This window comes from Paenibacillus sp. 453mf, from assembly GCF_900116105.1.
GTDB classification, from domain to species: domain Bacteria; phylum Bacillota; class Bacilli; order Paenibacillales; family Paenibacillaceae; genus Paenibacillus; species Paenibacillus provencensis.
The window spans coordinates 70,617-90,055 of the sequence record NZ_FPAC01000001.1; the positions used below are offsets into that span (position 1 = coordinate 70,617).

The 19,439-nt window shown below is 46.6% G+C and carries 18 protein-coding genes and 1 pseudogene; 12 read left to right on the forward strand and 7 right to left on the reverse strand.

All coding sequences use genetic code 11. The features are described from left to right. Window position 1: 1 nt before the first annotated feature. The 3 genes from BM415_RS00305 to BM415_RS00315 all read left to right on the forward strand — a co-directional run bounded on the left by BM415_RS00305 (window position 2) and on the right by BM415_RS00315 (window position 2,172). The gene (locus BM415_RS00305; RefSeq protein WP_091153372.1) at window positions 2-1,030 is read left to right on the forward strand and encodes a glycoside hydrolase family 18 protein; all 1,029 of its coding nucleotides are present in this window, start codon (window positions 2-4) and stop codon (window positions 1,028-1,030) included. Between the two features lie 489 nt (window positions 1,031-1,519). Further along, complete coding sequence (locus BM415_RS00310; protein ID WP_091158941.1) at window positions 1,520-1,888, forward strand: nucleoside triphosphate pyrophosphohydrolase; 369 nt, start codon at window positions 1,520-1,522, stop codon at window positions 1,886-1,888. A gap of 71 nt (window positions 1,889-1,959) precedes the next feature. Further along, the gene (locus BM415_RS00315; protein ID WP_091153375.1) at window positions 1,960-2,172 is read left to right on the forward strand and encodes a hypothetical protein; all 213 of its coding nucleotides are present in this window, start codon (window positions 1,960-1,962) and stop codon (window positions 2,170-2,172) included. Window positions 2,173-2,243: 71 nt separating this feature from the next. On the opposite strand, the gene BM415_RS00320 is transcribed toward BM415_RS00315, so the two are convergent. The 6 genes and pseudogenes from BM415_RS00320 to BM415_RS00345 all read right to left on the reverse strand — a co-directional run bounded on the left by BM415_RS00320 (window position 2,244) and on the right by BM415_RS00345 (window position 9,734). After that, window positions 2,244-2,441: a hypothetical protein gene (locus tag BM415_RS00320; protein WP_091153377.1), complete on the reverse strand. Its 198-nt coding sequence runs from the start codon at window positions 2,439-2,441 to the stop codon at window positions 2,244-2,246. 335 nt (window positions 2,442-2,776) lie between these two features. Then, window positions 2,777-3,583, reverse strand: coding sequence for a polysaccharide deacetylase family protein (locus tag BM415_RS00325; protein WP_091158943.1), 807 nt, complete (start codon window positions 3,581-3,583; stop codon window positions 2,777-2,779). 147 nt (window positions 3,584-3,730) lie between these two features. Then, window positions 3,731-4,876, reverse strand: a complete 1,146-nt coding sequence (locus BM415_RS00330) for a mannitol-1-phosphate 5-dehydrogenase (RefSeq protein ID WP_091153380.1) — start codon at window positions 4,874-4,876, stop codon at window positions 3,731-3,733. A 43-nt stretch (window positions 4,877-4,919) separates the two neighbouring features. Continuing rightward, window positions 4,920-6,902: a PTS mannitol transporter subunit IICBA gene (locus tag BM415_RS00335; RefSeq protein ID WP_091153383.1), complete on the reverse strand. Its 1,983-nt coding sequence runs from the start codon at window positions 6,900-6,902 to the stop codon at window positions 4,920-4,922. Further along, window positions 6,899-9,028: a BglG family transcription antiterminator gene (locus BM415_RS00340; RefSeq protein WP_091153386.1), complete on the reverse strand. Its 2,130-nt coding sequence runs from the start codon at window positions 9,026-9,028 to the stop codon at window positions 6,899-6,901. Before BM415_RS00340 ends, BM415_RS00335 begins: the two co-directional genes overlap by 4 nt. Window positions 9,029-9,407: 379 nt before the next feature. After that, a pseudogene (locus tag BM415_RS00345) lies at window positions 9,408-9,734 on the reverse strand (antibiotic biosynthesis monooxygenase). A 183-nt stretch (window positions 9,735-9,917) separates the two neighbouring features. On the opposite strand from BM415_RS00345, the gene BM415_RS24900 reads away from it, so the two are divergent. From BM415_RS24900 to BM415_RS00355, 3 genes are all read left to right on the forward strand, one after another. Then, the gene (locus BM415_RS24900) at window positions 9,918-10,061 is read left to right on the forward strand and encodes a hypothetical protein (protein WP_170862321.1); all 144 of its coding nucleotides are present in this window, start codon (window positions 9,918-9,920) and stop codon (window positions 10,059-10,061) included. A 95-nt stretch (window positions 10,062-10,156) separates the two neighbouring features. Then, window positions 10,157-10,339 (forward strand): hypothetical protein, encoded by a 183-nt coding sequence (locus BM415_RS00350; protein ID WP_091153387.1) that lies wholly within the window; start codon window positions 10,157-10,159, stop codon window positions 10,337-10,339. 171 nt (window positions 10,340-10,510) lie between these two features. Next, window positions 10,511-10,843 (forward strand): hypothetical protein, encoded by a 333-nt coding sequence (locus BM415_RS00355; RefSeq protein WP_091153390.1) that lies wholly within the window; start codon window positions 10,511-10,513, stop codon window positions 10,841-10,843. Between the two features lie 45 nt (window positions 10,844-10,888). On the opposite strand, the gene BM415_RS25730 is transcribed toward BM415_RS00355, so the two are convergent. Then, the gene (locus BM415_RS25730) at window positions 10,889-11,017 is read right to left on the reverse strand and encodes a hypothetical protein (protein ID WP_280142834.1); all 129 of its coding nucleotides are present in this window, start codon (window positions 11,015-11,017) and stop codon (window positions 10,889-10,891) included. 145 nt (window positions 11,018-11,162) lie between these two features. Here BM415_RS25730 and BM415_RS00360 point away from each other — a divergent pair, with 145 nt between their 5' ends. From BM415_RS00360 to BM415_RS00385, 6 genes are all read left to right on the forward strand, one after another. Beyond that, complete coding sequence (locus tag BM415_RS00360; protein WP_091153392.1) at window positions 11,163-11,633, forward strand: GNAT family N-acetyltransferase; 471 nt, start codon at window positions 11,163-11,165, stop codon at window positions 11,631-11,633. Window positions 11,634-12,053: 420 nt separating this feature from the next. Further along, window positions 12,054-13,649: an acetate--CoA ligase gene (locus BM415_RS00365; protein WP_091153394.1), complete on the forward strand. Its 1,596-nt coding sequence runs from the start codon at window positions 12,054-12,056 to the stop codon at window positions 13,647-13,649. A gap of 170 nt (window positions 13,650-13,819) precedes the next feature. After that, the gene (locus tag BM415_RS00370; RefSeq protein ID WP_091158944.1) at window positions 13,820-14,701 is read left to right on the forward strand and encodes an AraC family transcriptional regulator; all 882 of its coding nucleotides are present in this window, start codon (window positions 13,820-13,822) and stop codon (window positions 14,699-14,701) included. A 177-nt stretch (window positions 14,702-14,878) separates the two neighbouring features. Further along, window positions 14,879-16,642 carry an ABC transporter ATP-binding protein gene (locus tag BM415_RS00375; RefSeq protein WP_091153397.1) on the forward strand — a complete coding sequence of 588 codons (1,764 nt, stop codon included), beginning with the start codon at window positions 14,879-14,881 and terminating at the stop codon, window positions 16,640-16,642. Beyond that, on the forward strand, window positions 16,635-18,479 hold the full coding sequence (locus tag BM415_RS00380; protein ID WP_091153400.1) for an ABC transporter ATP-binding protein: 1,845 nt from the start codon (window positions 16,635-16,637) through the stop codon (window positions 18,477-18,479). Before BM415_RS00375 ends, BM415_RS00380 begins: the two co-directional genes overlap by 8 nt. Before the next feature lie 35 nt (window positions 18,480-18,514). Then, window positions 18,515-19,234: a DNA alkylation repair protein gene (locus tag BM415_RS00385; protein ID WP_091153402.1), complete on the forward strand. Its 720-nt coding sequence runs from the start codon at window positions 18,515-18,517 to the stop codon at window positions 19,232-19,234. Window positions 19,235-19,439: the final 205 nt, after the last annotated feature.

Consider the following 19,439-nt stretch of genomic DNA (forward strand, 5'->3'; position numbering starts at 1 on the left):
AATGAGCAAAAAATGGATTATTGGATATGTTAGTCACCGTGGACTGAACGAAGTCACAGAAGTAGATCTGGACCGGATGACGCACATCAATATCGCTTTTGGCATCATTCAGGACGGAGTTATTCAGACCAGTCACCTGCATAATATGGAGCAGATTTCTGTTATTAAGGAGAAGCATCCCGAGCTCAAGATCATTCTGTCCGTAGGTGGCTGGAGCTGCGGCGGCTTCTCTGAAGCAGCAGCAACCGAGGAAGGGAGGCTGAAGCTGGCAGCATCAGCTGCCCGCACTGTACAGACCTATTCGTTAGACGGCATAGATCTGGACTGGGAATACCCATGCTATGGTCAGGCAGGCATTGCTGCATCTCCCGCGGACAAGCAGAACTTCACACGGCTGCTGAAATTGATCAGGGAAGAGCTGGATCAGCTGGGTGAACAAGATAGCAGACATTACATGCTGACCATTGCTGCCGGAGCCGATCAATATTATATTGACGGTACGGAGATGGGTCAAATTGAGCCCTATATTGATTATGTGCAGCTGATGACTTATGACATGCGGGGAGGCTTCCAAGTGCTCACCGGGCATCACACCAATCTCTATACTGCGACAGGGGATTTGAATCGTATCAGCACGGACGCTTCGGTGAATATGTTTCACGACGCAGGGGTTCCCAGGGATAAAATAGTTATTGGAGCCGCGTTCTATTCCCGGAAGTGGACAGGCGTGCCGGGGCGGAACAATGGTCTGCACCAGATGGCAGCGACGACAGGAGGATTTGGCCCGGATTATACGGAGTTGTCAGCAGATTATATCAATAATAATGGATACACGAGATATTGGGATGACGAGGCGAAGTCGCCATATTTGTTTAACGGCAATACGTTTATCTCTTACGATGATCCGGAATCCATCACAGCAAAATGTGAGTATGTCATAGGGCAGGGGCTTGCGGGCATCATGTTTTGGGAGTATAAATGCGATGCTTCCCATACACTCCTTGAGACGATGAACGAAGTGCTTAAGTAGTAGAAATTAAGTTTTAAAAAGTATGATCTTAAATCAAAAACAACCGTTCCTAAAGCAAATGGAAGGCCTATCCATGCTATCCTGCTTGTCGGGAACGGTTGTTTTTTGTTGTGGAACAGTGAAGAGCAGCTTAAGCAGGTAAAAGCCGTACGTAAAAATGGTATAATTGGAGTTATGCGCAGGGGTCCACATTCTTCAGTATAAGGGGAGACTATAGGTATGGGCTTTAAAATTGATCTATATAAGAATGGAGAACAGTTTAAGGAATTCAGTGGAATTCAGAACCTTCATCGGTACTTAGCAACAATTTCGGATTATAGACCTAGTCAGCTTTATGATCTCATTAATTTCGGCATTGATGAACAGATGCCCTGGTATTTGCATGGCGATAAATATGAGGTAAGAGTAGCTCCTGAAGTACGTGAACAACGAAAGAATCGCAAGACACGTAAATGTGGCACACATGAAAAGATAGACAATGAAGTCGTGATCGTAGGAGCTGGTCAATCAGGATCTTCTTTTACTGGCGAGAAAAAATCTTATAATAAGCTTGTTCGTGATCGAATCCCAACGATTATAGCTTCGAGGGGAGATTCCTGTAGAATTACCGTTCTTGATAAAGAGCAATATAAATCCGAGCTCAGGATTAAGCTTATGGAAGAAATAGAGGAATACTATTTAACAGATCATGATGAAGAGGCTCTTACTGAACTGGCAGATGTGCTGGAAGTCATTATGGCATTGTCAAAGGTACATGGCTCAACACCTGAACAACTGGAGAGCAAAAGGGTGGAAAAGCAAAAACAACGTGGTGGTTTCGAAGATCGGGTGTATTTAATTGATACAACGGTGCATTAAGCGACATCCTGAATTTCGCTGAGGAGGTGATTCGAATATTCAATTCAAAGGACAAGAAGGATCGTAATCCGATGCTGGCAAAGCTAGAGGCAGTGCTGACCGTGGTTGCCTTTATCATGCTGGTTATTGGTTTCATTAACTCGGGGTTCTCACTTGGATGGTTCTTTGTCGTGATGGCGTTGGTGTATGTAATTCGATACATAGAGTATAGAAGATGGACAGCCATTGTTTCGTTCATACTGCTCGCAGTGGGTGCGGCCGCACTATTTTTTATCGGAAGTTAGGTTTACTACAGAAACAGCTCATTATGAATGAGCTGTTTCTTCATTATAAGAGCTTGCATAGTGCGTAACGTCTACACAGATATGGGGACGAGTGTGGAGCAGTGTTTGATCTCATGGAAAGGAACGGTAACGATGCCTCCACGATACTTTAACCGAAGCTTCATTTGACCCATATTCAAACTTACGATACCGGAATAAGTAGATCCGTCCGTTAGAGATAAGTGTACATTGTATCTTTTTCGTTCGGCCTTTCGTAGTTCTTGAATCATATGGATTCCTCCATTCGCGCATGCTTTAGTTCATAATAACTATGTCGGTAGAAGGGAGAGAAAAATGAAGATTTATTTTTGGAATCGCTTACTTACTATTAAATCATTTTCGCTCATATGAATCAGTATGACTAAAGGCCTAATAAAAATACCTGTGTAGAAGGAGAATTTATAACGATTTGAGTATGGAGAGGAGATGAATTCAGGTGCATAGAGGAATTGAAAAATGAATACATTATTCATTCTGCGAGAAACCACAAATCCCCTGCAACTTATTTTACAGGGGGCTTGTGTATTTTAATTCTGTTAACAAGAAATTGATTTCCCTTTCGGGTCTAGAACAAAACGGTTGTGCGGCCGCCCTTGATCTCAACAGGCTGTTCGTCCAGCAGCACCCATACGCTCGCAGCAGAAGGATTATACACAAGATGCTGATCTGCCGAGAATCTCAGATTCTTATACGCATTCACATAATCAACGATTTCAATATTTGTCGCATACCAGATGTCATCGCGTCCAGCTATGTATTTGCTAAATTCTTCGATAACATGCCAGTTGTCCTGATCATCAAACTCATAGCTGTGACCCCAGACATACATTAGGTGAATGTTCTTCCGCGGCAGGGAAACGAAGGTCTCCGCATGCTGCTTCAGGTTCTGGTTATGGTGGCAGGTCGCCTTCCATTCAAGAAAATTCTCGGGCAGCTGATAACCGCCCGTCGTTTGTACGACACGTGCATATTCAATGCCGAACACGGGGAGCATCTCAATAATCTCCTGGCTATAGGAGCCGTTAGGGTAAGACATGCCTCTGACAGGATAACCAAACAGTCCTTCGAGGTTTCTGCGGTCATCCATAATCTCATAGAGCACCTGCTCTCTGGGACAGCGGGCAATGGATGGATGCGTTACGGTATGTACGGATACTTCATGGCCCTGATATACTTCCTTTGATTCGTTCTCTGTCAGACGGGCACGATATCTTGTATCGCCGAACATTCCCGAATTAATATGAAATGTACCTTTGAGACCATTCTCATTAAAAATAGCGGCTAGCCGCCGATCGGAGACAACACCGTCATCATAGCTCAACGTTAGCGCTTTCAATTTACCTTCTGGATAACAGCTGAGAATTTTAGGCATGAATTCAATGAACCCCTTCCAATAAATGTAATCCAGTTCTTCTTTCAGTGTACCATAGTTTAAAACAAGCCAGATATGCAAAAATCAGTGGATAAACATTAAACAGCCCTCCTAAACGACAGTTCAGGAGGGCTGCTATATCACCATTTATTTGGTTTGTTCTGCATATTTCTTATTGATCACTTGATGATCTTCACTGCCCGAGGTGAAGCCGGTCACTTCCGTGATGGCAGCTTCAATTCCTTTGGCCTTGATCAGATTCTGCAATTCGAGCGATTGCGGATCCTGGGGATTGTCATAATGGAAAGCCGCAGCAATACCTGTCAGAAGCGCCTCATGCGGAAGTCCATATTCAATCGCCATATTTGCCGGACCTACGAGACGATCAGCCGCTCCGAGCTTACGAAGAGGCTCACGTCCTACACGGATAACTTCATCCCGAATATAAGGGTTTTTGAAGCGATTCTCGATCTTGTCGATGTATTTGTAATGCTCATCCTTATCAAACCCATGCTTCTTGATCAGAGCTTCGCCGCTTTCTTCCATCGCCTGGCGAACAACCGAGCGGATGGTCTCGTTATTGATGCTCTCCTCGATCGTTTCCGTTCCTGCCAAGAACCCGAGATAAGCCGTGATGGCATGACCTGTGTTCAAGGTGAACAGCTTACGCTGCACATAAGCCAGCAGGTTGTCCGTCAGCTTCATTCCTGGAATATGAGTTGTGTCTCCCTTGAGGGAAGGCTCTTCTACGATCCATTCATAGAAGGATTCCACGCCGACATCCAGTATATTCTCTCCTTCATAAGGAGGCACGATCCGGTCTACAGAGCAGTTGGCAAAGCCGACATGTTCATCCGCATAAGCTCTTGCTTCAGCAGACAGATGAGTATACACCTGCTCCTTCAGATGACTGCTTGCACCCACCATATTCTCACAGGCGATGATATTGAGTGTGCCTTGTCCGGAAGAACGGCGTGCTTCAATACCAGCAGCCAAGGTTGAGGCGATGATCTTCAATACATTAGGTCCTACCGCCGTCGTAATGATGTCGGCATCTTCAATCGTTTGTACAATGTCAGGTCCATTCGACAATACGCCGGATACATTGGTAATCGTCTCTTGTCTTTGTTCCAGATCAAGGATGTGGATCTGGTAGCTCTTCTTGTTGTTCAGTTCATTGATCATTTCTTCGTTAATATCGGCAAAAACGACATGATAATCTGCCTGGGAGAGAAGGGCGCCAATAAAGCCGCGCCCGATATTACCTGCCCCAAATTGTATTGCTTTTTTCATTGTGATTCCCGCCTTTATATAAAGAGTTGCATTTCTTTAAGTCTTATACCCCGAAAGTGTTGTACAGTTCGTCTGGATTTGTAACTTTGGCGAGTCTTGTAACCGTAGATTCATCCTCGATGGCCTCAGCAATTTTGGTGAGAATCTGCAGATGCTCTCGGCCTGCTCCAGCAATACCGATGACGAGATATGCAGTTCCGCCTTCAAATTCGACACCTTCTGGATACTGATGGATGACGATTCCGCTCGTCTTGATCTCCTTCTTCGCGTCTCCTACACCATGAGGGATGGCTACACCGTTGCCTATATACGTCGTTGCTACACCTTCCCGCTCAATCATGGCATCCACATAATGCGGCTGCACATATCCGGCGGAGACGAGGGATTCACCCGCACGGCGGATCGCATCCTCTTTGCTTACAGATGGAAGCTGAAGAACGATATTTTCTTTGCGAAGTACACCACTGCTATCAGCTTCACCGTTAGTCTCTGCGGTCACGGAATCTTCAGGGAAGGTCTTATCCAGACTTTCCACCACATCTTCCTGTGCATATTCCGGAACAGGAGAAGTTTCAGGTTGTTCTGCCTTTGCTTTCAGATCCTCAATCAGTTTATCGTAAATCGGATTGTTCACAAAATTATCGATAGAGACGTGTACTGCATTTGGCGCTTTGGCCTTCGCTCTCGGTGTTAAATTCTGCTGTGTGACTACAAGGTCTGCGTCAAGCGGAATATTTTCGATTGCTGTGTTGGTCACTTCAATGGCGAGACCCGCATTCTTCACTTTCTTACGGAAGGAAGTAGCGCCCATTGCGCTTGATCCCATACCAGCATCACATGCAAAAATAATTTTGTTGATTTGTGCTTTATTATTCAAATCAGCAGTACCAGTCGTGTTATTCGCGCTGATGCCTTTACTGCTGTTCTTCAGGTCAGATACGGCTTCCTTAGCCTTATCGAGATCCTCGTCTGTCGCAGCAGATCTGCGAAGGAAGAGGGAGGATAGCAGGAAGGAAACAACGGTTGCCACAAGCACACCTGCAATGACCGGAATGTAGCCTCCTTTTGGAGACATGAGCATAAGAGCAATGATACTGCCCGGTGACGCGGCCGCAATAAGTCCTGCATCGAGCAGGCTGAAGGTAAATACCCCTGCCATGCCGGATACGATAACAGATACAAACATAATTGGCTTCATCAAAACATATGGGAAGTATACTTCATGAATACCACCAAAGAAATGAATGATGGCAGCACCTGGTGCAGAGCCTTTGATGGAGCCTTTACCAAAGATCGAATAGGCCAGCAGAAGTCCAAGACCAGGGCCTGGATTCGCTTCGAGCAGGAACATAATGGATTTACCATACTCCCCCGCCTGCTGAATTCCGATCGGGCTGAGTATTCCATGGTTAATCGCGTTGTTCAAGAACAGGATTTTGGCCGGCTCGATAAAGATCGATACGAGCGGGAGCAATCCCCAGTTCAGAATCGCATCCACACCGGATGCAAGCAGATCAGTAAAGGCGGATACGACAGGACCGACACCGTAGAATCCTGCAATGGCCAGCAGCATACCGATAATACCTGCGGAGAAGTTATTGACGAGCATTTCAAATCCAGATGGAGTCTTGCTCCCAATATACTTGTCGAATTGTTTAATAATATAACCACCAAGCGGACCCATAATCATGGCACCAATAAACATAGGGATTTCCGCACCAACGATAACCCCCATTGCCGCTATAGCGCCAAGCACACCGCCGCGATGATCATGAATCGCTTTACCCCCGCTATAGGCAATAAGCAGAGGCAGCAGGTATTTGATCATAGGATCTACAAGAGAAGCCAGATCTGCGTTAGGGAGATAACCCGCCTCAATGAAGAGAGCCGTCAGGAAGCCCCAGGCAATAAATGCACCGATGTTCGGCATAACCATAGCGCTAAGGAAGCGGCCGAACTTCTGTGTGGCCTGTTTGACACCTCCGGTCTTCTTCGGAGCCGGAGCGCTTTGTTCGAGAGTACTCATAATTGTTCAACCTCCATTGTATACTGTTCTATTTTTCTTAAATACAGGTCTTTCATAATGCCCTGGATTTCCAGGTTCAATACTGCAGACGTTCCGTCTGTCAGACGTGCAGCAAAGCCCGGGCGGTCAATGAGTGACTTGCTGACTTCGCTTGCTGCCTCAAGGTATGTTCGGTCACTGCCGCGCGGAGCGAGCAGCACGATAGCTGCGGACAAATGTGCCTCCTTATCCGAACCATAAGTGATCGGCTTGGTGAAACGGAGAAAACTCAGTGTCAGCTTAGAAATGACGGTTGAGCGGCAATGAAGCAGGAAGATACCTTCCCGGGACAGAATGGTCTCACCGAGCTTCTCTCTTTCGTGCAGCTCTTGGATCAACTGGGTCTTCCCGGCTTCATCCTTGGCATAATTCCCAGCGATTCCCTCAATCAGTTCATCAATCGAACCAAAGTAAGCTCCATCCTGGATCACGAGGTTATTCAGGAGATCCTGAATGCCTTCAATCAGCATTTTTTGCTTCTGCAGTGTGTCAGCGAGTGAAGCCGAGGACTCCTTCTTCAGCGGGACTCGGTCCGTGTGTGGTGTAGTATCCTCGAGCATAGTTCTTACTTTCTCGATGTCTCTATCACCAAGTAAGGGTGACACGCGCACGACAGGCAGCCTGCTAACAAGATCTACTGTCGTGATGATGAGGTCAACCTGTTCTTCATAGCTTTTCGTTTCAGCAGCAGATACAACAGCAGCAATATGCAGCGTCGGGAATTCCTTGCGAATTCGGGTTTGGAGCAGGCTGGAAGTTCCAATTCCACTTGCGCAGACGACCAGTACCTTTAAAGAATTCTTCATGTATTTGGCTTCTGCATATTCCAGCATGGCTCCGAGATGAAGAGCGATATAGCCGATTTCGGCATCAGGGATAGGTAGCCCCACATATTCTTCAAGCACTTTGGAACAATGATGTGCAATATCGTATACGCTTGTATATTGCTCCTTAATCTGTCCAAGCAGCGGATTGCGTATATCCAACCCCAGCTTTAACCGTTCAACAGCGGGACCAAGATGGTTAATGAAGCCAAAGAATAGTCGGCTGTTGCTCTTCAGCTCAAGACCGGTCAGAGCTTCCGCCTTTTTCAGAATATCTCGTGCCAGCCGTACAAGCTCAAAGCTGACATTTTCATAATCCGTTTCCTTTTCGGCATCGAGCTTAATCTCCGCACCTTTTAAATGCATCGTAATATAGCCGGTTTCATCCTCGGGAATCGTTAGGGAAAAAGCGTCCTCAAGCCGATTCACCAGTGTTTGAGCAGCTGAGAATGAAGGATGACGCTTCAATTCATGAAGCACCTGAGGCGGAATCGTAATCCGTTGTCCTGATCTCATTCGTTCGATAGCAAGTGCCAGATGAACGGCAAGGCCGATAAAGGCACTGTCGGTCAGCTTCAATTGCATATGCTGCTCCAGGTCGGTTAGATATTTCTCCAGCTGCACAATCGTACTTTCTTCAACCAGGTTAAGGAGTCGATTTCGAATATGAGACTGCACTTTACTCATATTGTCTTCATTTTCTTTATCCCGATCCCTAATTAGGTGAATGAGTTCATATTCGTTCAAATGCTCATGCAGCAGGTGGATCAGGGCGGTACGAACATCTTTTTCATTCCCTTCGACATAGACACCGTAGCCCGGTTTACGAACGAGCTCGATATTGAAGCCGCTGAGCCATTCCTCAATCCGATCCAGATCATGGCTGAGCGTTCCTTCCGTTACTTTGAACCTGGAAGCAAAGGCATACAGCTTAATCGGCCCAGAAGCAAGGAGCAGCTCGGATATGATAAAGTAGCGGCGCTCGTCTCTTGAGAAGGAAGGACTTACCGATATCGAATCCATCTCGGCCTCAAGTGTGGCGAGAGCATCACTGTCCCCCTCGAGCATGATCCCATAGCCGGGCTTACGCGTCAGGGTTACTCCTTGTTCATCTAGCCACTCTTCAGTAAGGGGAAGTTCGCGTTTAATCGTTCGTTCACTGACATCAAGTGCATCTGACAGCTCACGAACGGTGATAAAACGGCTGGGAGAAGCTAGAAGAAACCTTACGATCAGCACGGTCCGCTTACTGGGCTTCTCCATACCTTCACGCTCCTTTCCTGTTTAGTGCAGCTGATGAAGACAATTACCACTATTTTGAAAACGGTATCATTAACCGACTGGAAATATAATAACGAAGCTAGCTAAGCTGCTAACCCAAATTTTAAGGAAAGATTATCTTAATATCAAAGAAAAGATGGCCTGTTTTGTCCTCTTGTCACAAGGGCCATCTTTAAATAGTATTCTTCGATTTACATAAAACATTCATTTATAAGCTTTATATGAGAGTTTAAGGAAGAGTATATAAAGATATTACGAAAATGAGGCGTTTCTGAAACAGAAGATGTTATTCTATGTAAGGAATTTGCATGATCTAATGTAAGAAGAGGCAGCTGAACCCTATTTATAGAGGGAATATACGCTAGATCTCAAAAAAACGATCTCTTTCGACTAAGGCAACACGGAGAGAGAAGGAGCGATACCATTCCTTTTTGCCTCGTTCCTGTGCGATCTGATGCACTGAGTGCTCTTTCCAAGCACGAATGGATTCGAGATCCTTCCAGTAGGATACTGTGATTCCCAGCTATTGATCCCGGGCCGCTTCAACACCAAGAAAGCCGGGCTGACGTGAAGCAAGCTCTACCATTTTGTCCGCCATAATGCCGTACCCGTTATCCCCTTCTGTTCGCTTGGAGGAGAAGATCACGGCATAGTAAGGCGGTTGAAACTGCGCTCTAGGTAAGTCCATGAATTCAATGCTCCTTTTTATGTAAATTTCTATTTCTATATAACATTCTATAGCATACAACATTCTGCTTTATACAGCGATAGGAGCAGGCCGACATTTTTACACCGAGATAACACCATCTATCGAATTGAAAAAGTAATTAAAATAACTTATAACATCTTAAAATGAGGAGGGTTTTAAATTATGGATATGAGCTCTGTTCGTTCCATCTGCCCTGTTTGCGGCGGGGAATTGAAAATTCTGAAGCACAGCATCTCTTGCAAATGCGGCAGCCGGATGAAAGGGATTGTAGGGAAAGCACGAGTACAGAAGGTAGGCAGACAATGAATGATGGAGACACGGAGGCACTCATAAGGATATGAGTGCCTCTTTTTATGGTATAATTTGGCTGTCAATAGAAAGAAGAAATGAGGGCTGCTACCGTGTCTGAAGAAGAACAGGAGCGACTTAGAGATATTTATGGACTGGAAGAGCCAGTTCCGACTAACGATTCGATTCTATCCTTTATAGGAGATTTTGGAGCAAGCTTTGCATTGGATCTGAGTGTCTCCGAGCTGGCACAGTATATAAAGTATATCTTCACCATGCTTTTTTACATTTTCTAGTCAGTCCGCCGTCAAAAAAAGGCCATTTTTTCATTGATCTCAAATTCGTTCATCTTTTCCTTCTAAACCGACGTAGTACTCTCTGTTTTAATACACAAGTGTGCAAGCAGCCGGTTTCTGCTAAAATAGAATCCGACTATATAGGTAACAAGACAGAATGGATGAGCAAATATGATGACAAAAAGAAAATGCACTGCATTAATCATGACGCTTCTATTGTCAGCGGCCTTAATACATGGGCCAAATGCAGATGCATATGGAGTTGATCAGACTGGGGCAACTACAGTATCAGCTGATCAATCGACAAATGGTCTATTAGCCCTTGAAGAAAGGGAAATGTCGAAGGAAATTCAGGAGAGAATAATGGATCAATACGATCTTACTCCTCCTGCTCCCGAGCCTCCTAACTATTCAGTTGATTTTGGAATATCATTTAAACAGGAAGACATTGATCCCAGGGAATGGGTTCGCTGGATTATGATTATGCTGACGCTTGCTTTTTAAATAAGGTAGTCTTATTCTGCTGCTGTATCCTTATCTTTTTGTATCTCATAAGTAATAAGGGTGATAGGCGTTCCGTACTGCTTTGGTAAGCTGCTGCTCGGTACGCTGAATCAGTTCAACAGCCTCAGATTGATCATTCAGCTCGGCAAATTTGTAGCGGCCTTCGTTTTTCATTAGCGAGCTTATGAAATTGATTCGAAACAGCAAGTTTTTGAAAATATTGAGCGAGTTAGCTCAAGCATTTGCAGGTGAACCTCTATTATACTCTAGTTAGCACATAATCCTGTTTCATCGGAAACAGACAAATAGGGAGGATTCTATGCCGGATATGCTCGTTAAGCTGTATGATTTGCCTGAAGTGGAAGGAAGAGCCAGCTACGAACAGCGAACAGGGGTAACGATCCGCCGGGCTATTGCACCGGAGAAGCATGTTGTAAGTGAATGGGTCGGAGCTCATTTTGGAAAGGGCTGGGTAAGTGAATGCGAGGTTGCGTTCGCCAGATCGCCAATTACATGTCTTATTGCCGTCGAGAACGGCAAGCTGCTCGGATTTGCGTGTTACGATGCAACGGTTAAAGGTTTCTTTGGACCGACTGGAGTCGACGAACACGAACGTGGCCGCGGAATCGGCAAAATGCTGCTGCTCTATGCTCTCGACTATATGAAGCAAGATGGATACGGTTATGCGGTGATCGGAGGAGCAGGACCTGTAGATTTCTATGCCACAACAACGGGAGCCACTGTTATTGAAGGCTCAGTACCCGGTGTATATAAGGGAATGCTGTCCTAGCAGGGAGTATGTTGCTGCATACATATGATTTAAGTTCTTGATGCCTTGTGCTAAACCTCGATATTTCGGGGTTTAGCACAAGGTGTATTTTATTTTGACGAAAGAATAGGAAATACACATTTTGTATTGCTAGACTCTGACCGTTGGTCATGCCCGTAAATACAATATTCCAATGATCCAGTTCATTCTCTCCTCTCTGGTCCTAAGACCAAGAAGTAACTTAATTACTTTTTCATTATTCTTGGTCCTAAAATCCAGATTAAGGAAGAGGACAACTAGCCAATACTTAAGACAAGAGTGAACTACTGGGAGAGGGAGTTGTAATAATACCCATCTGATCCTCAGTATGGGGTAAAAATAATTAGCACCTGGTACTAGGACATGTTATAATAACCCAAACACATGGTCACGAAGGAGAAGATGAGTGTGAATTATGAACATTGGGTTGCCCCTGAACTATATAATATGACTTCCGAAATGGAACAGCATCGAGAGGATAAGATCGCACTGAGATGCCTGGATGAACAGGGTCAATACGAAGAGATCACATATGGAGCGCTGATCAAGAAGGCGAATCAGATTGCCGGCGGACTGGAGAGTCTTGGTCTTATCAAGGGTGATCGCGTTCTGGTCATGGTACCTCGAAGAGTCATCGCCTATGCTATATATATCGCTTGTCTCAAGCTGGGTCTGGTTATCATCCCTTCGTCAGAAATGCTGCGAGCGAAGGATTTGTCTTACCGTCTGGATCATTCCAAAGCCAGGGCTGTTATTGCATGGTCTGCCATTGCCGATGAAGTAGACAGAATTGAAGAGCCGCTGCCTGCCCTTGATTTCCGCATTGCGGTCTCGGCTGAGGAAGGAGAGCAGCAGGAAGGCTGGTCCATGCTCAGTGAGCTGATGGAGAATCAGCCTGAAGTGCGTCCTGCTGTGGAAACGCACCGAGACGACATTGCAATTCTGACCTATACCTCGGGTACGACGGGCAATCCCAAAGGAGTTGTGCATACGCACGGCTGGGGTTACGCCCATTTACGCATTACTGCGCCATGGCTTGATATTCAGCCGGAGGACACAGTGTGGGCGACGGCAGCACCAGGATGGCAGAAATGGATCTGGAGTCCGTTCTTATCTGTACTCGGACATGGAGCAACCGGGTTTGTATTCAGCGGCTCCTTTGATTCTTCCCATTACCTCAGACTGCTGCAGGAATACCGGATTAATGTCCTCTGCTGTACGCCAACGGAGTACCGATTGATGGCCAAATCCGATGGTCTGGAGAAATATGACCTGTCTGCACTGCGCAGTGCAGTATCGGCTGGTGAACCGCTGAATTTGGAAGTCATCAGCACCTTTGAACGTTATTTCAACATTACGATTCGCGACGGTTATGGACAGACGGAAAGTACGCTGCTTATCGGGAACCTGAAGGGAATGCCATTCCGCAAAGGTGCGATGGGACAGTCGATCTCGCCAGGACTTGTACAAGTGGTGGATGACGAAGGTCAGCCAGTAGCACCAGGCACGGTTGGAAATATTGCGGTGCATATCGAAATGCCTGCCTTGTTCCGCAGCTACTATTTGGATCCGGAACGCAAGCCGGCAAATACACTCGGAGAGTATTTCATCACCGGCGATCGGGCAAGCCTCGATGAAGAGGGTTATTTCTGGTTTGAAGGCCGAGGAGATGACATTATTATCAGCTCAGGCTATACGATTGGCCCATTCGAGGTGGAGGAAGCCTTGATGAAGCATTCTGCCGTGAAGGAATGCGCGGCGGTGGCGAGCCCGGATGAGACCCGCGGAAATATTGTCAAAGCCTTTATCGTATTGAAAGATGGTATGGAAGGCTCAGATGAGCTTGTTAAGGAGCTGCAGCAGCATGTGAAGAGCATTACCGCTCCTTACAAATATCCACGCCGGATTGAGTTTATCTCGGATCTTCCCAAGACGAGCTCAGGCAAGATCCGCCGGATTGAGCTGAGAGAACTGGAGAAGCAAAGAGCGCAGAAGTAATGTCAGCTGAATCTTTAGCACGTGGAAGCTGTTCAAGTGTGTAGTCACTTGGACAGCTTTTTTTGCTAAGATAAGGTTGATGCAGACCCTGCACAATTGGTGCAGCTTAAGTCGGGAGAGTCTGCCTCTTCTCCTGTATTCTAAATGCGAAGGAGGAAGCTATAGTGGGTATGGATTTTCTTGCAGGCATGAACCGTGCGATGGAATATATGGAAGAGCATCTAGTGGATGAGCTGGATTATAAACAGGCAGCAAGGGCAGCAGGCTGTTCAGAATATCATTTTAAGCGGATGTTTTCCTTCCTCGCTGGTCTTCCGATATTCGAATATATTCGGCGCAGAAGGTTGACTCTGGCAGGGCAGGAATTGATGGAGGCGAAGCCGGGGCTGAGAATTATTGATATTGCTCTAAAATATGGATACAACTCGCCAGATTCCTTCACCCGTGCTTTTCACAGCATGCATGGCATACTGCCGTCGGAAGTCCTCCAAGCGGAAAAAAATATCAAAGCCTATCCCAAGCTGAGCTTCTTCTTGTCAATTAGAGGAGGAGAAGAAATGAATTATCGAATCGTAGAGAAAGAGGCTTTTCGCATTGTTGGGCTGTATAAGCGGGTTCCTATCGTCTTTCACGGCGTTAATCCAGAGATTGCTTCCATGTGGAGCCAGCTTAATGAACAACGTATTACAGAACTTAAGGCATTATCCAACATAGAGCCTGTAGGCTTGATCAGTGCCTCAACGCAATTCTCCGAAGGAAGAATGGAGGAGCAGGGAGAGCTGGATCATTATATTGGAGCAGCGACAACGCTCGCACCGCCTTCCCATTATCATGTGCTTGAAGTTCCTGCCTTGACCTGGGCTGTGTTTGAAGCGGTGGGGAATTTTCCGGATAAGCTGCAGGAAGTTTGGGGCAGGATTTATGCGGATTGGTTCCCTTCCTCTAATTATGAAGCGGCGCAAGGACCAGAGATTCTGTGGAATGAGAGCAAGGATACCTCCTTACCGAACTATCGCAGCGAGATCTGGATTCCTGTTGTCAAAAAATTGTAAGCTCAACATATGCTCAGAATGAATGATCAGAATGAACTAGACATGCCGAATAACCGTAACCTACTCAGGGTGCGGTTATTTTTTTACTTATGGAGAGGTAGAGAAGAATCAATCTACGTTATAATATACATATGAGTGTTTTTTTGGAGTAATCAGTGAATCGTCGGAGGAATGTACATGGCTCTTATATTCAGTTATTTGCGGAAGTACCGGGTAGCGGCAATCGCAGCGTTGTTCATGCTGCTGCTTGAGCTCATGGTTGAGCTGATTCAGCCCTATCTGATCCAGAAGATTATTGATGACGGTATTCAGCAGGAGAATATGTCCGTAGTGTGGACGTGGGGAGGTGTGCTGCTGATCAGTGCCTTTATTGCGTTTGCTGCCGGGATCTCAAGCTCGTTCTATGCCGCCCATGCAAGCCAAGGCTTTGGAGCAGATCTTCGGGAATCGCTGTACAAGAAGGTACAGTCATTCTCTTACGCTGTATTCAACCGATTTGCAACATCTTCGCTAATTATCCGGCTGACAGGGGATATCACCCAACTGCAGGACACGGTGTTTATGGGGCTGCGGTTTGCGACCCGTGTTCCGCTCGTCGTGATCGGAAGCGTCATCATGGCACTGGTTGTCAACGTGAAGCTGGGATTGTTTCTGGCGGTTACCGTGCCTGTGCTGCTGCTGTTTATTTTTTACATCATGAAAAAAGTGTCGATCATGTTCCGGGCAGTTCAGAACAGATTGGATGAAGTCAATGGCGTTGCGCAGGAGAATTTGATCGGCATTCGTTTAATCCGGGTGTTCGTCCGCATGGGACATGAGATTGAGCGGTTCGGACGCTCGATACGCCAATTGATGACTTCAACGATGGCCGCCCAGCGTTTCGCAGAAACGACGATGCCGTTCATCATGCTAGTCATGAATGCAAGCATTCTGACCATTCTGTGGTTTGGTAGAAATGATATTAACGTCACGGGTGATGCGACGATGGGAGAGGTTGTAGCAGTCATCAATTATGCGGTAAGAACGATGGGTTCCTTATCCATGCTCTCCTGGATCGTAGCTACATTATCACGGGCAAGTGCATCGCGTCACCGGATTAGTGAGGTACTTGATACGGACCGGACAGGTTTCGATTCTGTTCAGGAAGGGAACGGAAGCGGTACGACAAATATATCAAAAGAAGGCAATAACTCTGCCGTGACACAAAGTGTACAGTACGAGCAGGTAAGCTTCAGTTATCCGGGAAGTGACCTTCATGTGCTGGAGAAAGTGTCTTTTGAAGCGAAGGCCGGGGAGCGTATTGCGATTATGGGAGCAACCGGCTCAGGCAAAACATCTCTTGTACAGCTGCTCCTTCGTTTATATGACCCGGATGAAGGCATGATCCGTATAGACGGGAACAATATTAAGCAATATCCGGTGGATGATCTGCGCGGCTTCATCGGGTATGTTCCCCAGGAAGCGGTACTCTTCACTGGCAGTGTTAAGGAAAATATTGCGTGGGGAAATCCGCAGGCAAGTGAGGAGGAAGTGAAGGAAGCGGCGCGTAAAGCTCAGATCCATCAAACGATTGAGTCGCTCGCAAGCGGATATGATACGATGCTTGGCCAGCGTGGAGTCAACTTGTCGGGTGGGCAGAAACAGCGCTTGTCCATTGCAAGGGCCCTTGTCCGGAATCCACAAATTCTCATTCTGGATGACAGTACGAGTGCACTCGATGTCAAGACAGAGGCAGCTCTTCTAGATGAACTGTCCGAGCTGTCGTGCACGACGTTCCTCATCACCCAGAAGATTTCGTCAACCTTGTCGGCGGATCTGATTCTGCTGCTGGATGAAGGAAGATTGATAGCACAAGGGACACATCAAGAGCTTCTGCAGAATTCAGAATTATATAGACGCATATATGAATCACAATTCGGACAGGAGGCCAAGCATGCTTAAACAACTGGTGGAACCCTTTCGTCAGCCGCCTTCTGAGGTGCTCAAGGACAAAGCAGCGCTCGAAAAGGGACCGGCTAAGAAGACAGCCAAGGCCAAGGATTGGTCCTGGACGCTGAAGCGAATATGGTCCTATCTTGCGAAGAGACGGCTTAAGCTTACTCTGATTCTATTTATGGTCGTTCTTACTTCCGCTCTTGCCCTGCTCGGACCATACCTGATTGGTGTTGCTATAGATACCTATCTTGTGGGAGAGGCGGGTCAAGAATGGATTTACTTCCTGTGTGCACTAGGGGCGGTGTATCTGATTCACCCAATCTTTGCCTTTTTGCAAAGCATATGGATGATCGAGGTCGCACAGGAGACGATCTACCGTATGCGGTTTGATCTATTCACCCACTTGCACCGGCTGCCTATTCCGTTCTTCGGCAAACGGCAGCAAGGAGAAATTATGAGCCGGCTCACGAATGATATTGAGAATGTCAGTGCAACGCTGAACGGGTCCATTATTCAGGTGACTTCAAGTATCCTTACATTGGTGGGGGTGGTGACAGTTATGCTGACACTTAGTCCACTGCTCACTTTACTTACATTTATCGTCGTTCCGCTGATGGTGCTCGGCATGCGCTGGATTACCCGCCGGACAGGTCCTTTATTCAAGGAGCGTCAGCGTAATCTCGGTGATCTGAACGGTTACATAGAGGAGACGTTATCGGGACAGCGGATCATCAAGGCTTTTTCGCAGGAAGAACGTGTGATTACCTCCTTCCAGGAGAAAAATGATAAGATCAGACTCTCAGGCTTCTGGGCGCAGACGATATCAGGGTTTATTCCGAAGCTGATGAACAGCCTGAACAATCTGAGCTTTGCCATTATTGCCGGTATCGGCGGAATCATGGTCATTAACGATATGATTACGATCGGCGTGATCATTATCTTTGCAGAATATGCGCGCCAGTTTACCCGTCCGCTTAATGATCTCGCGAATCAGTGGAATACCGTTCTGTCCGCCATCGCAGGGGCCGAGCGTGTGTTTGAGGTCATGGATGAGGATGAGGAAATTAAGGACGAGGTCGGTGCTGAGAAGCTGAATCATGTTGAAGGTGCTGTAAGATTTGAGCAAGTGTCCTTTGGTTATGAGGAAAAAGGGGCAACACTGCAGGACATATCCTTCTCTGCCAAGCCGGGAGAGATGGTCGCGCTTGTGGGTCCAACCGGAGCTGGCAAAACAACACTGATTCAGCTGATCTCGAGATTTTACAACCCGGATCAAGGGGAGATCTCGGTCGATGGACAGGATGTAACCAAGGTATCGCGAGAGAGTCTTCGTTCTCATATGTCTTTTGTACTCCAGGAATCCTTCTTGTTCGAAGGTACGATCAGGGAAAATATTCGTTATGGCCGGCTGAGTGCCACCGACGAAGAGGTGGAGGAAGCCGCCAAGCTGGCGAATGCGCATTCCTTTATTACCCGGCTTAAGAAGGGCTATGATCAAGTGCTGAGTGCGGACGGCAGCGGTATCAGCCAGGGACAGAAGCAGCTGCTCGCCATAGCCCGCGCCATGCTGGCCAATCCGGCGATCATTGTACTCGATGAAGCAACAAGCAGTATTGACACCGTGACCGAGATCAAAATTCAGGAAGGTCTTGCAAGGCTCATGCAAGGCAGAACCAGCTTCGTTATTGCCCACCGCTTGAATACAATTCGCCAGGCGGACAAAATATTAGTACTGAAGGATGGGCGCTTGATCGAACAGGGCTCGCATGATGAGCTTCTTGCCGCAGAAGGATTCTACAGTGATCTGTTCCACAGTCAAATCAAGAAAGAGGCCATGACATAGCAATAACAAGAATGACAGTATGGAGGTAAAGCTATATGGGAGCATTAACACTGGATCAAGTGATGAGCACCCTTGAGGAATTGGGGACAGAGCAGACCAAGAAGACCTTCCTGCGACATGGGGCTCGCGAGCCCTTTTTCGGCGTCAGAGTGGGTGACATGAAGAAAAAGCTCGTGAAGGAAGTGAAGAAGGATCAGGAGGTTGCGCAGTCCTTGTTTAGCACGGGGAATAGTGATGCGATGTATTTGGCAGGTCTTACCGTGAATCCGAAGCTGGTCTCGAAGGAGATGCTTGAAGCTTGGGTGCAGCAGGCTTATTGGTACATGATTGCAGAGTATCCTGTGGCTTGGCTGACTGCAGAGAGTCCCTTTGCCACAGAACTGGCGATGAAGTGGATTCAATCGGAGGAAGAGATGATTGCGACAGCCGGCTGGAGCACCTATGCCAACTATGTATCCATCACACCGGATGATGAGCTTGATCTGGATGAACTGGCTGGTTTGCTGGAGCTTGTAAGATCGACTGTACATGAGGAACAGAATTGGGTGAGGTCGGTCATGAATGGCTTTGTCATCAGCGTGGGGAGCTATGTCCAGCCACTCCATGAACAGGCGATGAATGTAGCACACCAGATTGGAAAGGTCCATGTGGATGTTGGGAATACAGCTTGTAAAATACCGCTGGCAGAGGAGTATATCCGCAGAGTGGAAGAGAAAGGCAAGCTGTTCAAGAAACGCAAAACCTGTATCTGTTAACACAGCAGATCACACCATATAAGGGCTCATGAATAACGGCTTCCGCAGAATTTATCGCGGGGCCGTTATTTTTTGCCTTTTCATAATCATGTCTTTAACTAGCTCAGATTTACCCATTTTATGCGTTTTAAAGTAGATATAACAAAAATTATTAAAAATGTATTGAATTCATAAAGCTCCTTCATTACAATAAGAGCAACTACCA